Source organism: Streptomyces sp. NPDC059788, assembly GCF_042732265.1.
In the GTDB taxonomy this organism is placed as follows: Bacteria; Actinomycetota; Actinomycetes; order Streptomycetales; family Streptomycetaceae; genus Streptomyces.
Window position 1 is genome coordinate 108253 of the sequence record NZ_JBHWHY010000007.1, and the last position, 18158, is coordinate 126410.

13 protein-coding genes are annotated in these 18158 nt (G+C 73.0%); 7 read left to right on the forward strand and 6 right to left on the reverse strand.

The features are described from left to right. Window positions 1–81 precede the first annotated feature (81 nt). Window positions 82–873 carry a metal-dependent hydrolase gene (locus tag ACFV57_RS08625; protein ID WP_385227274.1) on the forward strand — a complete coding sequence of 264 codons (792 nt, stop codon included), beginning with the start codon at window positions 82–84 and terminating at the stop codon, window positions 871–873. 257 nt (window positions 874–1130) lie between these two features. On the opposite strand, the gene ACFV57_RS08630 is transcribed toward ACFV57_RS08625, so the two are convergent. Continuing rightward, window positions 1131–2912, reverse strand: coding sequence for an ABC transporter ATP-binding protein (locus tag ACFV57_RS08630; protein ID WP_385227277.1), 1782 nt, complete (start codon window positions 2910–2912; stop codon window positions 1131–1133). Then, the gene (locus ACFV57_RS08635; RefSeq protein ID WP_385227280.1) at window positions 2909–4744 is read right to left on the reverse strand and encodes an ABC transporter transmembrane domain-containing protein; all 1836 of its coding nucleotides are present in this window, start codon (window positions 4742–4744) and stop codon (window positions 2909–2911) included. The genes ACFV57_RS08630 and ACFV57_RS08635 overlap by 4 nt, the downstream gene beginning before the upstream one ends. A 291-nt stretch (window positions 4745–5035) precedes the next feature. Here ACFV57_RS08635 and ACFV57_RS08640 point away from each other — a divergent pair, with 291 nt between their 5' ends. Beyond that, window positions 5036–5764: a L,D-transpeptidase family protein gene (locus ACFV57_RS08640; RefSeq protein WP_385227283.1), complete on the forward strand. Its 729-nt coding sequence runs from the start codon at window positions 5036–5038 to the stop codon at window positions 5762–5764. A gap of 128 nt (window positions 5765–5892) precedes the next feature. Here ACFV57_RS08640 and ACFV57_RS08645 read toward each other — a convergent pair whose 3' ends face one another. Beyond that, complete coding sequence (locus ACFV57_RS08645) at window positions 5893–7377, reverse strand: Gfo/Idh/MocA family protein (RefSeq protein ID WP_385227286.1); 1485 nt, start codon at window positions 7375–7377, stop codon at window positions 5893–5895. Window positions 7378–7717: 340 nt separating this feature from the next. Here ACFV57_RS08645 and ACFV57_RS08650 point away from each other — a divergent pair, with 340 nt between their 5' ends. Then, complete coding sequence (locus tag ACFV57_RS08650) at window positions 7718–9076, forward strand: alpha-amylase family protein (protein WP_385227289.1); 1359 nt, start codon at window positions 7718–7720, stop codon at window positions 9074–9076. Between the two features lie 133 nt (window positions 9077–9209). On the opposite strand, the gene ACFV57_RS08655 is transcribed toward ACFV57_RS08650, so the two are convergent. Then, entirely contained in the window at window positions 9210–12167 is a 2958-nt protein-coding gene (locus tag ACFV57_RS08655) for an FAD-binding and (Fe-S)-binding domain-containing protein (RefSeq protein WP_385227292.1), read from the reverse strand. Between the two features lie 75 nt (window positions 12168–12242). Beyond that, window positions 12243–12734, reverse strand: a complete 492-nt coding sequence (locus ACFV57_RS08660; RefSeq protein WP_385227295.1) for a MarR family winged helix-turn-helix transcriptional regulator — start codon at window positions 12732–12734, stop codon at window positions 12243–12245. 94 nt (window positions 12735–12828) lie between these two features. Between ACFV57_RS08660 and ACFV57_RS08665 the strand changes: the two genes are divergently transcribed. From ACFV57_RS08665 to ACFV57_RS08675, 3 genes are read left to right on the forward strand one after another with little or no spacing between them, the layout of a single operon-like run. Then, on the forward strand, window positions 12829–14685 hold the full coding sequence (locus tag ACFV57_RS08665; RefSeq protein ID WP_385227298.1) for an ABC transporter ATP-binding protein: 1857 nt from the start codon (window positions 12829–12831) through the stop codon (window positions 14683–14685). A 40-nt stretch (window positions 14686–14725) separates the two neighbouring features. Then, on the forward strand, window positions 14726–15124 hold the full coding sequence (locus ACFV57_RS08670; RefSeq protein WP_385227301.1) for a hypothetical protein: 399 nt from the start codon (window positions 14726–14728) through the stop codon (window positions 15122–15124). A gap of 44 nt (window positions 15125–15168) precedes the next feature. Then, a complete protein-coding gene (locus ACFV57_RS08675; RefSeq protein WP_385227304.1) occupies window positions 15169–15591 on the forward strand; it encodes an ASCH domain-containing protein in 423 nt (140 codons plus the stop codon). A gap of 27 nt (window positions 15592–15618) precedes the next feature. Here the strand turns inward: ACFV57_RS08675 and ACFV57_RS08680 are convergent, their stop codons facing one another. Further along, on the reverse strand, window positions 15619–16794 hold the full coding sequence (locus ACFV57_RS08680; protein WP_385227307.1) for an SGNH/GDSL hydrolase family protein: 1176 nt from the start codon (window positions 16792–16794) through the stop codon (window positions 15619–15621). A 213-nt stretch (window positions 16795–17007) separates the two neighbouring features. Here ACFV57_RS08680 and ACFV57_RS08685 point away from each other — a divergent pair, with 213 nt between their 5' ends. Beyond that, complete coding sequence (locus tag ACFV57_RS08685) at window positions 17008–18096, forward strand: hypothetical protein (protein WP_385227310.1); 1089 nt, start codon at window positions 17008–17010, stop codon at window positions 18094–18096. Window positions 18097–18158 lie beyond the last annotated feature (62 nt).

The window sequence follows — 18158 nt, forward strand, 5'->3', positions numbered from 1 at the left end:
CGCTACGCTGTGTCGCCGACCCGGCGTCAGAAACCGGGTCTTCGAGCTTTGTATCCAGTCAATCCGGGATGGGGAACGACCATGATGGGACCGGCGCACTCGCTCTCCGGGGCTGCGGCCTGGCTGGGGGTGGGTGCGGCGACGGCGGCCGCGGGCTATCCGATGCCCTGGCCCGTGCTCGTCGTCGGCGCGCTGATCAGCGCGGGCGCTGCGCTCGCCCCCGACCTGGACCACAAGTCGGCCACCATATCGCGCGCCTTCGGGCCGCTGTCACGGTCGCTGTGCGGCGTTGTCGACAGCATCTCGCACGCCGTCTACAAGGCCACCAAGATGCACGGCGACTCCCACCGCTCCGGCGGCCACCGCACCCTCACCCATACGTGGGTGTGGGCGGTCCTGGTCGGCGCCGGTATGTCACTCCTGGCGGTGCAGGGCGGCCGCTGGGCGGTGCTCGGCATCCTCTTCGTCCACATGGTGCTGGCGATCGAGGGCCTGCTGTGGCGGGCCGCCCGGGTCTCCAGCGACGTCCTGGTGTGGCTGCTGGGCGCCGCCACGGCCTGGATCCTCGCCGGCGTCCTGGACCAGCCGGGCAACGGAGCGGGCTGGCTGTTCACCGACCCGGGCCAGGAGTACCTGTGGCTGGGCCTGCCGATCGTGCTGGGCGCACTGGTCCACGACATCGGCGACGCGCTGACCGTCTCGGGCTGCCCGGTCCTGTGGCCCATTCCGATCGGCCGCAAGCGCTGGTACCCCCTCGGCCCGCCGAAGGCCATGCGGTTCCGCGCGGGCAGCTGGGTGGAGCTGAAGGTGCTGATGCCCGCGTTCATGCTGCTGGGCGGTATCGGCGGGCTGGGAGCCCTGGGCTATATCTGACGGGCACCCGGGACCGGGGCGCAGACCGCGCAGGGCTGACCGGGCGGGCCGCGCCCCGAAGCACGACAGCGGCCGCCCGGCGGAAACCCTCCGGACGGCCGCACACAGCCACGCGCCCCCGGCCGCGCACCGGCCCCGGCTCCGGCACCACGCCGGCGAGCAGCGCCGGCCCCACGAACAGCGCCAGCCCCACGACCGGCTCCAGGCCCACGACCGGCGCCACGTCCACCGATCGCGCAGCGGTTTCCTACTCCCGCCTACCCGTGCCAGGACCGCCACAGCGCCGCGTACGCGCCATCCGCCGCGACCAGGTCGTGGTGGCTGCCGAGTTCGCTGATCCGGCCGTCCTCGACCACCGCGATCACGTCCGCGTCGTGCGCGGTGTGCAGCCGGTGCGCGATCGCGACGACCGTACGGCCGTCCAGTACCCGGCCCAGCGAGCGTTCCAGGTGCCGGGCCGCCCGGGGGTCCAACAGCGAGGTCGCCTCGTCGAGGACGAGGGTGTGCGGGTCGGCCAGCACCAGCCGGGCCAGTGCGATCTGCTGGGCCTGCGCCGGGGTGAGGGGGTGGCCGCCCGAGCCGACCTCGGTGTCCAGGCCCGCATCCAGGGCCCGCGCCCAGCCGTCCGCGTCCACCGCGCCGAGCGCGGTCCACAGCTCGGTGTCCTCGGCGTCCGTGCGGGCCAGCAGCAGGTTGTCGCGCAGCGAGCCCACGAAGACGTGGTGCTCCTGGTTGACCAGCGCCACATGCGCGCGCACCCGCTCCGCGGGCATCCGGGACAGCTCGGCGCCGCCGAGCGTGATCTCGCCGGTGCGCGGGGCGTAGATCCCGGCGAGCAGCCGGCCGAGTGTCGACTTGCCCGCCCCGGACGGCCCGACCAGCGCCATCCGTGTGCCGGGACGCACCCGCAGCGAGACCTCGTGCAGCACGTCGACGCCCGCGTGGTAGCCGAACCGCACGTCGTCCGCCCGGACGTCCCGGCCCGCGGGCTCCGCCCGCTCGTCGGCGGCGTCGGGTTCGATCTCCCGTACGCCCACCAGCCGCGCGATGGAGACCTGGGCCACCTGCAGCTCGTCGTACCAGCGCAGGATCATCGACACGGGCTCGCTCATCATCTGCGCGAGCAGTGCTCCCGTCGTCAGCTGGCCGGGCGTGAGCCAGCCGCGCAGCACGAACAGTCCGCCGAGCAGCAGCACCGAGCCCAGGATCAGCACGTGCGTCACGTTCACGACGGGGAAGAGCACCGAGCGCAGGTAGAGCGTGTAGCGCTCCCACTGGGTCCACTCCCGGACGCGGCGCTCGGACAGCCGGACGCGGCGCGCGCCCAGCCGGTGCGCCTCGATGGTCCGGCCCGCGTCCACCGACTCGGTCAGCGCCGCCGAGACCGCGGCGTATCCGGCCGCCTCCGAGCGATAGGCGTGCGGGGCCCGCTTGAAGTACCAGCGGCAGCCGACGACCAGCACGGGCAGTGCGACGAGCACGGACAGGGCCAGCGGCGGCGCGGTGACGGTCATGCCGCCGATCAGCAGCGCGATCCAGACCACGCCGATCGTCAGCTGCGGCACGGCCTCGCGCATCGCCTCGGACAGCCGGTCGATGTCCGTCGTGATGCGGGACAGCAGGTCGCCGGTACCGGCCCGCTCCAGCACACCCGGTGGCAGGGCGACGGACCGTACGAGGAAGTCCTCGCGCAGGTCCGCCAGCATCTGTTCGCCGAGCATCGCGCCGCGCAGCCGTACCAGCCGTACGAACACGGCCTGGACGGCCAGCGCGAGGACGAACAGCCCGATCGTGCTCGTCAGATGCAGGTCCCGCGCGCCGTTGTCCAGGTCCTCCACCAGGCCGCCGAGCAGGAAGGGCCCGACCATGGAGGCGAGCACGGCGACGGCGTTCACGGTCAGCAGCAGGAGGAAGGCCCGCCGGTGGCGGCGGATCAGCCCGCCCACGTAGGCGCGTACGGTCGCGGGCGAGCCGACCGGCAGGGTCGTGGCCGTCCGCGGGGCGTCCGGATCGTGCTCCGGTGGCGCCAGGCCGATCATGCGTTCTCCTCGATCTGGTCGGTGGCGGTGCGGGCGAACTGCCGGCCGGAGCCCGCCGGGCCGGCCACGGAGCCGGACCCCGCCCCGGCCTCGTCCTCGGTTTCCCGGGTGACCACGGCGCGGTACGCGGCGTCGGTGCGCAGGAGTTCGCGGTGGGTGCCGATGCCCGCGACCCCGTCCGCGCCGAGGAGCACCACGCGTTCGGCGCGGTCCAGGAGCAGCGGGCTGGAGGTCAGGACCACGGTCGTGCGGCCCGCGCGCAGGGCGCGCAGCCCGTCCGCGATCCGGGCCTCGGTGTGCGAGTCGACGGCGCTGGTCGGCTCGTCCAGGACCAGCACCTCGGGGTCGGTGACCAGCGACCTGGCCAGTGCCAGCCGTTGCCGCTGCCCGCCCGACAGGGACCGGCCGCGCTCGGTGATGTGCGTACGCATCGGGTCACCGGAGTCGTCGGCCGAGCCCTGTGCCAGTGCGGTCAGCACGTCACCGCACTGGGCCGCGGCCAATGCCTCCTCGGCCCGTACGGCTCCGGAGGACGGGATGTCCAGCAGTTCGCCGAGTGTTCCGGAGAGCAGGACGGGGTCCTTGTCCTGGACGAGTACGGCGGTGCGGGCGGCGGCGCGGGGCACGTCGTCCAGGGCCGTGCCGCCCAGCAGCACCGACGGCGTGCCGTCCGGGGCGTCGGCGGGGTGGCCGCCGAGCCGGTCGGCGAGCCGCCCGGCCGCGTCCGGGTCACCGCAGACCACGGCCGTCAGCTGCCCGCTCGGCGCGCACAACCCGGTGACGGGGTCGTACAGATCGCCGCCGAGCGTCTCCGGCGCGGCGATCCGCCCGTCGGCGGGCCGGCGCAACGCCAGTACGCGCGCCGCGCGCTTGGCCGAGGGTCTGGAGAAGGAATAGGCCATGGCGATCTCTTCGAAGTGCCGCAGCGGATAGAGCAGGAAGGTCACCGCGCTGTAGACGGTCACCAGTTCACCGACCTGTACCCGGCCGTCGAGCGCGAGCCCGACGCCGTACCAGACCACCGCGATCAGCAGCATCCCCGGGAGGACGACTTGAACGGCGGAGATCAGGGACCACATGCGGGCGCTGCGCACGGCGGCCCGGCGGACGTCCTGGGAAGCGCTCCGGTAGCGGCCGAGGAAGAGTTCCTCGCCGCCGATGCCGCGCAGCACGCGCAGGCCCGCGACGGTGTCGGAGGCCAGTTCGGTCGCCCGTCCCGCCTTGTCGCGCTGCTCGTCGGCGCGCCGGGTCGCCGGCGGCAGCAGCGGCAGTACGGCGAGGGCCAGTACGGGCACGCCGACGGCGACCACCACGCCCAGCGCGGGCTGGTAGACCACCAGGGCCACGCAGACGCCGACGGAGGTCAGCGCCGCGGCACCGAACCGGGAGATCGCCTCGACGAACCAGCCGATCTTCTCCAGGTCGCCGGTGCTCACCGCGACGATCTCACCGGCGGCGACCCGCCGGGTCATGGCGGACCCCAACTCCGTGGTCTTGCGCGCGAGCAGCTGCTGGACGCGGGCCACCGACGTGATCCAGTTGGTGATCGCGGCCCGGTGCAGCATCACGTCACCGACCGCGACCAGGACACCGAGCACCAGCAACACGCCGCCCGCGAGCAGCAGCCGGGAGCCGGAGCGGTCCACGACGGCCTGCACCGCGAGTCCCACCGGGACGGGGAAGGACGCCACGGCACCGGTGTGCACCAGCCCCCAGCACAGCGCCTTGGTCTGTCCGCCGAGCTGACGCCGGTACAGCCACAGGAGCAGTCGGCCACCGGAGCGGACGTCCGGGACCCCTGGGTCGGTATGGGGAAGGTCGCGAATGTGCATGATGTCCCAAGGTTCGGGGTCGGGTGGTGGTGGTTCGGGTCTGCGCGGGGCCGGGCGGCCGGCCGGGTGGCCGTGGTTCAGGAGGCCTGGTGATCGGCCCGGTTGGTGGTGGGACGGCGCCCCGGACGCCGTACGGGCGCGCGGGCGGGAGAGGGCGGAAGGCAGGGCTCTGCCGCGGGAGAGCCATGGAAGACTGGCGCGTCACGGTGGCCTGGTTCAACCGGTTTTCCACGCGGGGCGCACCCGACGGGACACGGTCGTACACCTCGTACGCCCCGTGCGGGTGCGACCATGGGGGCCATGCGAACTGCGGGCTGCACGGTACGAAAGGCGGCGCTGGCCGCGGTGGGGCTGTCCCTGCTGGCGGGTTGCGGAGCGAACGACGAAACGGCCGAGGGCAAGGGCGGCGGCGGCCGGGCCACCGAGGCGGCCGGATACGCGAAGACCGTCCCCGGCGTGGGCGCGAAGCTGCGCGCGCGCCTTCCCAAGGACACCCGGCAGGTCGTGGCCGTGTACGGCAAGGGCGCCGACTCGCCCGACGCCACACTGGCCCTGTACACGAAGGCGGCCGCGGGATGGGAGCGCACCGCGTCCTGGCCCGCGCACAACGGCAGGAAGGGCTGGACCACCGACCACCACGAGGGCGACCTGCGCAGCCCGGTCGGCGTCTTCGGCCTGTCCGACGCGGGCGGCGTGCTGCCCGACCCGGGCGCGAAGCTGCCGTACACCCACGCGTCGGCCTTCACCCCGCCCCCGTACTGGGAGAAGAAGACCCGGCACGATTTCGACCACGTCATCGCCGTCGACTACAACCGCGTCCCGGGCACCTCACCCCTGGACCCGACCCGGCCGCAGGGACAGAAGAAGGGCGGCGGCATCTGGCTCCACCTGGACCACGGCAGCGGCACGTCCGGCTGTGTGAGCATCTCCAAGGCGGGGATGGTCGCGCTGCTGCGCACGCTCGACCCGCAGCGGCACCCCGTCGTCGTCATGGGGGACACCGCACACCTCTCGGCCTGAAACCGCGCGCCGCGCCGGGGCCTGACAGAGCATCGGGGCCTGACGGAGCATCGCGGCCGAACAGGGCATCGGGGCCGAACCGGGCACGGGGGCCGGACGGGGCCTCGGGCCCGCCCGGCCCCGCCGCGTCACTCCGTCGGCTTCGGGGAGTCCACACCCTGCCGCGGCTTGCGCCACAGACCCCGGGTGAAGTCCGGGATGTCCTGCGGTTCGCCCTTCGCCTTGATCGAGGCGTGGCTCAGCGGTACGGGCGCGCTCCAGGTCGCCGCGTCGTAGACGTCGAAGTCCGGTACCAGCCCGAGCTGGAAGCACTGCATGAGCCGGAACAGCATGATGTAGTCCATGCCGCCGTGGCCGCCGGGCGGGTTGGCGTGCTCCTTCCACAGCCAGTGGTCCCACTCCGCGTACTGGCTGAAGTCGCCCCACTGGTCGTTGCTCTGGTCGGGCTCGATGTAGATCCGCTCCGGGTAGTCCTCGAAGACGCCCTTGGTGCCGCCGAGGCTGTTGATGCGGCTGTAGGGGTGCGGCGTGGACACGTCGTGCTCCAGCCGCAGCACCCGGCCCTTGGCGGTCTGGATGAGACTGAAGGTGCGGTCGCTCTCGATGTACGACTCCTTCCAGCTCGGGTCGCCGGGCGGCATGTGCGCCTCGCGGTACTCGGCGAGCCCCAGTGCGGGCGTGCCGAAGCTGGAGATGCGCAGTACCCGGTCGCCGCGGTTGACGTCCATGTAGTTGGCGATCGGACCGAAGCCGTGGGTCGGGTAGAGGTCGCCGCGCAGCCGGGTGTGCCACAGCCGCCGCCACGGGCCCTGGTAGTACGTCGGGTCGAACATCAGCTGGCGCAGGTCGTGGTTGTACGCGCCCGCGGCGTGCAGCAGATGGCCGAAGCGGCCCGCGTGCGCCATCCGCAGGACGCGCATCTCGTTGCGGCCGTAGCAGCAGTTCTCGACCTGCATACAGTGGCGGCGGGTGCGTTCGGAGAGGTCGACCAGCTCCCAGAGCTGGTCCATGCGCATGGAGACCGGACATTCCACGCCGGCGTGCTTGCCGCCCAGCAGCGTGGCCTTGGCCATCTCGAAGTGCCAGTCCCACGGGGTGGCGATGTACACGAAGTCGAGGTCGCCGCGCTCGCAGAGGTTCTCGAAGTCGTGGTCGCCCTTGGCATAGACGGCCGGTGCGGGCTGTCCGGCCGCGGTGACCAGCTGTACGGCCTTCGCCGCCTTGTCCTTGACCGGGTCGCAGACCGCCACCACCCGCACGCCCGGGATGGCGAGGTAGAGCGGCAGCATCCCCATGCCGCGGTTGCCCAGGCCGATGATGCCGATCCGTACCGTGCTCCGTCTTTCGAACGGTACGCCGATCATGGTCTTGTGCTTGCGCTTCGGGTCCCCTGCCGCCGCCTGTCCGGCCGCTGCCGCCGCGCCCGCTCCCTGGCCGGTGCCGGCCGCGGCGGCGCTTCCCGTACCCAGCCCGCCGACCCCGAGCCCGGCTCCCGCCGCTCCGGCGGTCCACAGAACGGAGCGCCTGGTGGGCCCGGTTCCGTCGGGCCCGGCGCCCTCCTGGTGGGGGGCGTCGTCGTGGGGCTCGTGGCTCTGCGATGGTGCCTCGTTCATCGGTCCTCCATAGGAGCGGATGGTGCGTGGCGGAAGCGTGAACCTCGCAGAGGACCCTGGCGGTTGAGTGCCACGAGGCACAAGAGGGCCGCTCGGACTGATTTCGCGTGCGCGGGCCCGGGACCTGCCCGGTACGGACCTGCGGCGGACGGCGACCCGTGCTTGCGCAAGTTCCTGGAATTTCTTGCGAGAACCCTTGACGGGTCAACGAGCGGAGCGGCAGGCTCCGTCGGACATCCCCCCACGGCAGCCGGTACGCGGCTGCCCGCGCGAAGGCGGCCCGCGGTGCCCCACCACCGCACACCGGACGGCCGTCTTCGCCTGTCGAAGGAGCCGCACCATGCAGCGTCGTTCCCGTGTCATCGGCGGTGTGCTGGCCGCCGCCGGCCTCGCCGCCTACGCCCCCTGGACGTCACAGGCGGTCCCGCCCGGGCCGAAGACCGTCACGGCCACGCTCTTCGAGCGCCCGTTCGCGCAGGTCGCCGAGGCCTGTACGGACCAGCTCGGCCCGGCCGGATACGGCTACGTCGAGGTGTCACCGGCCACCGAACACATACAGGGCGGGCAGTGGTGGACGTCGTACCAACCCGTCGGCTTCCGGATCGCCGGGCGGCTCGGCGACCGTACGGCCTTCAAGAAGATGGTCGACGCGTGCCACACGGCCGGGGTGAAGGTGATCGCCGACGCCGTCGTGAACCACATGGCCGCCGGGTCCGGGACGGGTACCGGCGGGACGGCGTACACCAAGTACGGCTATCCCGGCCTCTACGGCGACCGGGACTTCCACCCGTGCCGCAAGGACATCTCCGACTACAACGACCGCGGCGACGTCCAGAACTGCGAACTCGTCGGCCTGGCCGACCTGGACACCGGCAGCGACCACGTACGGACCGCCATCGCCGGATACCTGGACGATCTGCGGTCGCTCGGCGTGGACGGCTTCCGCGTGGACGCCGCCAAACACATGGCCGCCGACGACCTGGCCGCCGTCAAGGGCAAGATGAAGGACCCGGGCTTCTGGGTCCAGGAGGTCGTGTACGGCGGGGGAGAGGCGGTGCGGCCGGAGGAGTACACCGGCACCGGCGACGTCGACGAGTTCCGGTACGGCACGCATCTCAAGGCCGCGTTCCAGGGCGGAGACCTGGCGCAGCTGAAGTCCGTCGCCGACGGCAAGCTGAGCGGCGAGCGGGCCCGTACGTTCGTCGACAACTGGGACACCGAGCGCAACGGTTCGACGCTCACCTACAAGGACGGCGCCTCCTACCTCCTCGCCAACGTCTTCATGCTGGCCTCGCCCTACGGCTCACCGAACGTCCACTCCGGATACGCGTGGACGGACAAGGACGCGGGCCCGCCCGCCGGGACCGACGGCTGGACCGACACGCACACCAAGCGGGAGATCACCGGCATGGTCGGCTTCCGCAACGCGGTCGGCTCCGCCCCGCTCACCGACTGGTGGGACGACGGCGCCGGCGCGATCGCCTTCGCGCGCGGCGGCAAGGGCTTCGTCGCGCTCAACAACGGCGACGCGGCGCTGGACCGTACGTTCGCGACGTCCCTGCCCGCGGGCACGTACTGCGATGTCGTGCGGGCCGCACCCGACGCCTGCGACGGGCACACCGTCACCGTCGGGGACGACGGGACGGCACGGATGTCGGTCCCGGCGAAGGGCGCGGTGGCGCTGCACGTCCGGAACTGAGCGCCGGACCGCCGCAACTGAGGCGCTGCGCCCCCACTGGAGCGCTGGGCCCCCGCCGAGGCGCCGTGCGCCCACCGGGGTGCCGTACGGTCGGGGCCCGCCCGGTTCTCAAGGGACCGGGCGGGCCGGCCTGTCACCCCACCGGCCGCGTCGCCCGCTCCAGGGCGAGGAGCGCCGAGTAGTACCCCCGGCCGCCGGTCGCGTGGTCCATTCCCACCTCGCACATCCGGTTCGCCGACAGGTGCGCGTCGAAGTGCCGGGACGTCACCTCGGCCGCTTCCTTGGCGGTCGCCGCCTCGGTCAGTTCCTTGTGCAGCATGCCGCGGTCGCCCGCGAAGGCGCAGCACCCCGCGTCGTCCGGGACGACCACCTCCGTCGCGCACGCCTCGGCGACCGCGCGCAGCTGCGCCTCGTCGCCCAGGTGCCGCATGGAGCAGGTCGGGTGGAGCACGGCGGAACCGACCGTCCGCAGGACCTCCAGGTGGGGCAGCAGTTCCTCGGCGGCCCAGACCACCGAGTCGACGAAGGTCAGCTCGCCGTGCAGTTCCCGGTTGTCCGGGGTCAGGTACGGCACGACCTCGTGGGCGATGCCCAGCGTGCAGGACGAGGCGTCCACGACCAGCGGCAGCCGCCCGCCGGCGGTCCAGCCCCACGCCGCCTCGACGATCCGGTTGGCCATCACCGCGTTGCCGTCGTCGTAGCCCTTGGAGTGCCAGATGGTGGCGCAGCAGGTGCCGGTCACGTCGGAAGGAATCCACACCGGCTTGCCCGCGCGCGCGGACACCGCCACGACCGCCTCGGGCAGCGACGGTCCGTCGAAGCCGTCCGGTTCGCCGAAGATGCGGTTCACGCAGGCCGGGTAGTAGACGGCGGCGGCGCCCACGCGCCGGGTGGCGGGCAGTTTCCGGGCCGCCGCGCCGGGGATCTGCGGCAGCCATTCCGGTACGAGATCGGGCCGTACGGCCTTGCGGGCCGCGCCCGTCAGGGACTTCAGCAGCCGGTCGCCCCGCGCCTCGCCGAGCCGGTCGCCGATCTTCGCGGCGGCGGCCACCGCGAGCCGCGCCGACCGCTCCACCGCCTTGAAGTGCCGGGCGGTCAGGGCCGCCGCGCGTTCCTCCTTGGGGGAGTGGCGCCGGTGCCGGAAGTCCTTCATCATCGCGCCGGTGTCGATGCCGACCGGGCAGGCCAGCTTGCATGTCGAGTCGCCCGCGCAGGTGTCGACCGCGTCGTAGCCGTAGGAGTCCAGCAGGGCGCCCGTGACCGGCGACACCGGCGTCTGGCGCATCATCTCGCGGCGCAGCACGATGCGCTGGCGCGGCGTCGTGGTCAGGTCCTGGCTGGGGCAGGTCGGTTCGCAGAAGCCGCACTCGATGCACGGGTCGGCGACCGCCTCGACCTGCGGAATGGTCTTCAGGCCGCGCAGGTGCGCCTTCGGGTCGCGGTCGAGCAGGACGCGCGGGGCCAGGATGCCGTGCGGGTCCACGGTCTGCTTGACGCGCCACATCAGCTCCGTGGCGCGCGGGCCCCATTCGAGTTCCAGGAACGGGGCGATGTTGCGGCCGGTGGCGTGCTCGGCCTTCAGGGAGCCGTCGAAGCGCTCCACGGTCAGCGCGCAGAACTCGTCCATGAAGGCGGCGTAGCGCTCCACGTCCGCGGGCCGGGCGGCGTCGAAGGCGAGCAGGAAGTGCAGGTTGCCGTGGGCGGCGTGGCCCGCCACCGCCGCGTCGAAGCCGTGCCGGTCCTGGAGTTCCAGCAGCGCCACGCACGCCTCGGCGAGCCGGGACGGCGGCACGGCGAAGTCCTCGGTGATCAGCGTCGTGCCGGAAGGGCGGGAGCCGCCGACCGCGGTGACGAACGCCTTGCGGGCCTTCCAGTACCCGGCGATGACGGCCGCGTCACGGGTGAAGGCGTTGGTGACGGACGCGACCGGGGCGACCAGCTCCAGCCCCGTCAGCACCGTGCGCGCCGCCTCCTCCTGGGCCTCCCGCGCCGCCTCGTCGGGCGCCCGGAACTCGACCAGCAGCGCGGCCGTCGACTTGGGCAGCTCCGCCCAGTCGGCGGGCGCCCCGGACACGCTCACCGAGGCGCGCAGCGTGTTGCCGTCCATCAGCTCGACGGCGATCGCGCCCGCCTCGTTGAACAGCGGTACGGCGGCCGCCGCGGCGCCGAGCGTCGGGAAGAACAGCAGGGCGGTCGAGGTGTACCGGTTCAGGGGCAGCGTCTCGAAGACGGTCTCCGCGATGAAGCCGAGGGTTCCCTCGGAGCCCACCGTCAGCCCGCGCAGGATCTCGACCGGCGTGGCGCCGTCCAGGAAGGCGTCCAGGCGGTAGCCGTTGGTGTTCTTGATCTCGTACTTGGCGCGGATACGGGACACCAGCTCCCGGTCCGCCTCGATCTCCGCCTTCAGCGCCATCAGCTCCCGGCACAGGACGGGTTCGGCGTGCGCCAACTCCTCGTCCGCGGCCGGGTCGCCGGTGTCCACGATCGTCCCGGAGGGCAGCACGAGCGTGACCGAGGCCAGCGTCCGGTAGGAGTTGCGGGTGGTGCCCGCCGTCATGCCGGACGCGTTGTTGGCGACCACCCCGCCGAGCGTGCAGGCGATGGCGCTGGCCGGGTCCGGGCCGAGCAGCCTGCCGTACCGGGCGAGCGCGGCGTTGGCCCGTACGACCGTGGTGCCGGGCCGGATACGGGCGCGGGCGCCGTCGTCCAGCACCTCGACGCCCGCCCAGTGCCGGCGCACGTCCACGAGGATGTCCTCGCCCTGCGCCTGCCCGTTGAGCGAGGTGCCGGCGGCCCGGAAGACGACGTCGCGGCCCTTGCCGTGCGCGTAGGAGAAGACCGCGGAGATGTCGTCGACGTCCTCGGCCAGCACGACGACCTGCGGGACGAAGCGGTACGGGCTGGCGTCCGAGGCGTAGCGGACCAGGTCGGAGATGGTGTGCAGCACCTTGTCCGGGCCGAGCAGCGCCGTCAGGTCGTCGCGCAGCCGCTCCGGGGTGCCGGACGCCCGCCGGTCGGTCACCCGGTCGTGGTACGGGCCTTCGGTGGTGGCCGGCCGCAGGGTCCCGGGCTTCGGTTCCAGCAGGGGCATGACGACGTTCCTCCGGTCTGCTCGGGCTCGCTCCGGCGGCGCCCGGCGTCCGGCGCGGCCACCCGGGCCAGTGTTTCAGCAGCGGGTGGCCGCCCCGTCGACCAGGGTGGACAACAGGCCGCCGAGCACGTCCCGCTGTTCGGCGGTCAGTGGCGCCAGGATCTCCTGTGCCGCGGCCCGGCGCGCGCCGCGCAACGCGCGCAGCGTCGAACGGCCGGTGTCGGTCAGCTCGATCCGTACCACCCGGCGGTTGGCGGGGTCGGGCACCCGGCGGACCGCGTCCTTCGCCTCCAGCGCGTCGACCAGCGTCGTCACGGCGCGCGGTACGACCTCCAGGCGCGCGGCCAGGTCGGCCATGCGGGGCGGTGGCGTGTCGCGGTAGTGGTCCACGATGCGCAGCAGCCGGGTCTGCGCGGGGGTCAGCGCGATGTCGAGCGAGTCCAGGTGCCGCTTCTGGGCGCGGTGCATCCGGCGGGTGAGCCGCACCAGCTGTTCCGCGAGGTCGGGGTCGGCGGTGGCGGGGGCCGGGGCCGTGGGGCCGACGGTGGCCGGGTCGGGGGAGGACATGGCCGGAGGATATCAGGACCATGTTCATTGTGAGTATAGGTAACAATTGGTTATGCTCGGCGGGACGCAGCATCCCAAGCCTACGAAGGAGCCCATGCGCCCCGAACAACCCGAGTGGACCCCGCCGCCCAAGGACCCGGACCAGCCGGCCCAGGTGCGACGCATCCTCGCCCTCTTCCGCCCCTACCGCGGCCGGCTGGCCACGGTGGGCCTGCTGGTGGCCGCCTCCTCCCTGGTCTCGGTCGCCTCCCCCTTCCTGCTCCGCGCCGTCCTGGACGTGGCGATCCCCCAGGGCCGTACCGGCCTGCTGACCCTGCTCGCCGCCGGCATGATCGTCACTGCGGTCCTGACCAGCGTCTTCGGCGTCCTGCAGACCCTGATCTCGACCACCGTCGGCCAGCGCGTCATGCACGACCTGCGGACCGCCGTCTACGCCAAGCTCCAGCGGATGCCGCTGGCCTTCTTCACCCGCACCCGCACCGGCGAGGTGCAGTCCCGCATCGCCAACGACATCGGCGGTATGCAGGCCACCGTCACCTCCACCGCGACCTCCCTGGTCTCCAACCTCACCTCCGTGGTCGCCACCGTCGTCGCCATGCTCGCCCTCGACTGGCGGCTGACCCTGGTCTCCCTGCTGCTGCTCCCGCTCTTCGTGTGGATCAGCCGCCGGGTCGGCAACGAGCGCAAGCGGATCACCACCGCCCGCCAGAAGCAGATGGCCGCGATGTCCGCGATGGTCACCGAGTCGCTGTCGGTCAGCGGCATCCTGCTCGGCCGCACGATGGGCCGCGCCGACTCCCTCACGGCGAACTTCGCCACCGAGTCCGAGCGGCTGGTCGGCCTGGAGGTCCGCGCCAACATGGCCGGCCGCTGGCGGATGGCCACCATCGGCATCGTCATGGCCGCGATGCCCGCCGTCATCTACTGGTCGGCCGGACTCGTCCTCCAGCTCGGCGGCCCCGCCTTCTCCATCGGCACCCTCGTCGCCTTCGTCACCCTCCAGCAGGGCCTGCTGCGCCCCACCGTCTCGCTGCTGTCCACCGGCGTGCAGATGCAGACCTCGGTCGCGCTCTTCCAGCGCATCTTCGAATACCTCGACCTGCCGGTGACCATCACCGAACCGGCGCACCCGGTGCGCCTGGCCGAGCCGCGCGGCGAGGTCTGCTTCGAGCACGTGACGTTCGCGTACGACAATCCGGAGCGCGAGCCCGGCGCCGCGCCCGTCCCGGCGACCCTGCGCGACATCGAGCTGGCCGTCCCGGCCGGGAGCAGCCTGGCCGTCGTCGGGCCGACCGGCAGCGGCAAGAGCACCCTGAGCTACCTGGTCCCGCGGCTGTACGACGTCACGGCGGGCCGCGTCACCCTGGACGGCACCGACGTCCGCGACCTGGACTTCGACTCCCTCGCCCGCGCCGTCGGCGTGGTCTCCCAGGAGACGTACCTCTTCCACGCCTCCGTCGCGGACAACCTCCGCTTCGCCAAGCCGGACGCCACCGACGAGGAAATCGAACGCGCCGCCCGCGCGGCCCAGATCCACGACCACATCGCGGGCTTGCCCGACGGCTACGAGACCCTCGTGGGCGAACGGGGGCACCGTTTCTCCGGCGGCGAGAAGCAGCGGCTGGCGATCGCCCGGACCATCCTGCGCGACCCGCCCGTCCTCGTCCTCGACGAGGCCACCAGCGCGCTGGACACCCGTACGGAACACGCGGTGCAGCAGGCCATCGACGCGCTCTCCAAGGGCCGTACGACGATCACCATCGCGCACCGCCTGTCCACCATCCGCGACGCCGACCAGATCGTCGTCCTCGACGCGGGCCGGATCGCCGAACGGGGCACCCACGGCGAACTTCTCGCCGCCGGCGGCCGCTACGCGGCCCTGGTGAAGCGTGACGCACACCTCGTCCCCAACGGTGATCAGCCCCTGTCCGCCGACCTGACCCGCGGGTAAGGTCTGCTCCGACCGCACCGGACCGACCCTGGGAGCGCCCGTGGCAGCCGCCGACCGCACCGCCGACCGTTCCGCCCTGGCCATGGCCCGGATGCTCGGCGGTATGGGGGCGCTGCACTTCCTCGCCCCCAAGCCGTTCGACGCGATCGTGCCCCGTGCACTGCCGGGCTCCCCGCGCACCTGGACGTACGCCAGCGGCGCCGCGGAGCTGGCGGTGGCCGCCGCGGTCGCCCTGCCGCGCACCCGCCGGGCCGGGGCGCTGGCCGCCGCAGGCCTGTTCGCCGCCGTCTTCCCCGCCAACATCAAGATGGCCCGCGACTGGCGCCACCGCCCGGCGCCCCTCAAGGCCATCGCCTACGGCCGCCTGCCGCTCCAAGTGCCCATGGTGGCCTGGGCGCTGCACACGGCACGCGCCGCCGGGCGGGGCGACCGCTCCTGAAATGCGCGGGCGCGCCGCGCCACCGCCCCTCTAGGGTGAGCCGCATGCCTGCCCACGAAGACCTGCCGCCCTTCGAGTTCGCCTTCCCGGGCCCGCTGCGGGACCAGCTCGTCGCCGCCGTCCTGTCCGGCGCCAAGACCACCACGACGGGCCTGCTGGCGGACTACGAGCACGAGGGCGACCCGCTGCCCGGTGCAGGCGACCGCTTCCAGGTCCCCGACTCCGACGGCCGTACCGTCGCCGTCATCGAGATGACCGAGGTACGGGTGCTGCGGCTGGCCGATGTGGACCTGCGGCACGCCGTGGACGAGGGCGAGGGCCACGAGACGGTGTCCGGCTGGCGGGCCGACCATGAGCGCTTCTGGCACGGCCCAAAGATGCGCGAGGCGCTCGGCGACCCGGAGTTCCGCGTCGACGACGACACCCGGGTCGTGGCCGAGCGCTTCCGGGTCGTCGAGCTGCCGTAGGCGGCGGGGCGGGGCATCGCGTCGCGGTCAGAGCGACGCCAGGTCGACCGCCGCGGCCATCGCCCGGTACCCGGCGTCGCCAGGGTGCTTGTGGTCGCCGCTGTCGTAGGCGGCCCGTAGTACCTCGGGGTCCGAAGGATCGGCCAGTGCCGCCGCGAAGTCGGCGACCGCGTCGAAGGCACCGGAGGTGCGCACCCATGCGTTGATCTCCCGACGCTTGGCCTCGGCGTCCGGCGTGTGGTACTCGGCGCCCCTGAACGGCATGATGGTGCCGCCCACGATCCGTACCCCGGCCGCGTGCGCCTGCTCGATCAGGTCGCGGTAGCCGTCGATGATCTCGGCCGCGGACAGTTCCGGGTTCGGCCGGAACGTGGGGAATTCGGCCTCGTCCGCCTCGCTGAACCCGATGTCGTTGAGGCCGACGAGGATGATCACCGTCCGTACGCCGGGCTGGTCCAGGACGTCCCGGCGAAAGCGCGCGCCGGCCCGTTCGCCGTACCAGGGCGCATCGTTGAGCAGCAGGTTTCCGCCGATCCCGGCGTTGAGCACCGGGCGGCCCAGGCCCGCGTCCGCCAGCCGCTCGGCGAGGGCGTCCGGATAGCGGTGGTCGGCGTCGGCGGTCGAGGCGAAGCCGTCGGTGATCGAGTCGCCGAACGTCACCACGGTGTCCTGCCGGGCCGGGCCGCCGGACAGCTCGACGTCGGCGAGGAAGTACCAGGAGACCGTGGTCTCGGTGAAGACCGCCGCATCGGCGGCGGCCGACTGGTCGCCCGCCGCGCGGTAGGCCGTGGTGAACGCCTGGGCGTGGAAGGTCGCGGGGCCGGTCGGCCGCGCGAAGTACAGGCTCACCGTCAGCTTCTCGAAGGGCGCCACGGACACCTCGGCCGCGTCGCTCCAGACCTCGCCGCCCGCCGGAATCCGGACCGATCCGGCGCCCGCGAAGGTCAGTCTGCGCGTGCTCCCGTCCTGGACGGCGGCGCCCCGGTCCGTGCGGGCGAGGGCGGCGCCGCGGACTTCCAGGGGCGCGTCGCCGAAGCGGTTGGAGAGGCGGACGCGGGCCGCCGTGCCGGAGCCGGTGACCCGGACGACCTGGCGCACCGTCTGGTCCGCGAAGCCCTCCTCGGCCCAGTTCTCGTCGAATCCGGTGCTGGGACGCTGTACGGAGGTGCTCCAGCCGGCGTTCCACACGGTGTTGCCGCTCATGGTGACCACTCGCTCTTCTTCTCTCGTCGTTGCGTGATCACGAGTCTGCTGCGAGGGCGCGCGGGCACCCAGCCCTCCGGGATGCGTACGTATCCGGTGCCTACCAACGCGAGGGTCACCCTGCGGGGCCGGCCGGGACCGTCCTGGCGGGCCGGCCGTCCGGCGGTCGAAGTTGGCGCAATCTTGATCGTTTCGTGTCAGGAAGCGCTCCAGGTGGAGTTTCGCCCGATCAGACCCGGCAAGGCGAACGGCACACACACCTCCCCGGACAACACCCTGACCTTCAACCCCCTACGGACACACGGAGGCGACGTGCTCGACAGCACACCCGCACCGGGCCGCCGCAGCGCCCTGGCCGCGACCGCCGCGGCCGGCCTCGGCCTCCTCACCGCCTGCGCCGGGTCCGCGGACAGCGACGCGGCACCGCCCGGCGCGGCGCCGCCCCGGACCTCGGGCACCCCCGGGCGGACCGGCAGCCCCTCGCCCAAGCCGACCAGGAAGCGGCCCCAGCTGCCGCGCGGCGGTCGGGAACTGTTCCCCCGTCACCAGCTCGCCGGCTACTGCGGCCTGCCCGGCGCCGCCGCGCTCGGCCGCCTCGGCATCGGCGACCTCGACAAGCGGGCCCGCGAGATCGAGAAGCTCGCGCAGACCTACGCTGCCGACCGCGAGCCGCTGCCCGTCCTGGAACTGCTGGCCGTGGTCGCCAACTCCAGCGCCGGCCCCGACGGGACCTACCGCTCCCGCACCTCCGCCGACACCGTCCGCCGCTTCCACGAGGCGGCTCGGAAGCACCGCGCGCTGCTGCTCCTGAACATCCAGCCCGGCCGCGCCGCTGCCCTGGGGGAGGTCAAGGCGCTGCGCGAATGGCTGGTGCACCCGGACGTGGGCGTCGCCCTGGACCCCGAGTGGGAGATGGGTCCGGGCGAGAAGCCGGGCGACACGTACGGCAGCACCGACGGCGGCGAACTCACCGAGATCGCCCGCTACCTCTCCGGCCTGGTCCGCGAGCACGACCTGCCCGAGAAGCCCTTCGTCTTCCACCAGGTGGCGACCTCCGTGGTCGAGGACCAGCAGGCGTTCCGGCCGCAGCCCGGTGTCGCCGCCATCAAGTGTGCCGACGGCATCGGCGCACCCGGGCTGAAGCGCGACACCTGGAACAACCTGGTCAGGAATCTGCCCCACGGGACGCACACCGGCTTCAAGCTGTTCTACGACGAGGACACCGAAGGCAGCGGCCGCCTGATGACCCACCAGGAGGTCCTGGCACTGCGCCCGAGGCCCGAGTACGTCATGTACGAGTGACACGCGGCCTCCCGGGCCCCCGCTCCGCGCACACCGCCCGGAGCGGTGAGCGAGGCGCTGCG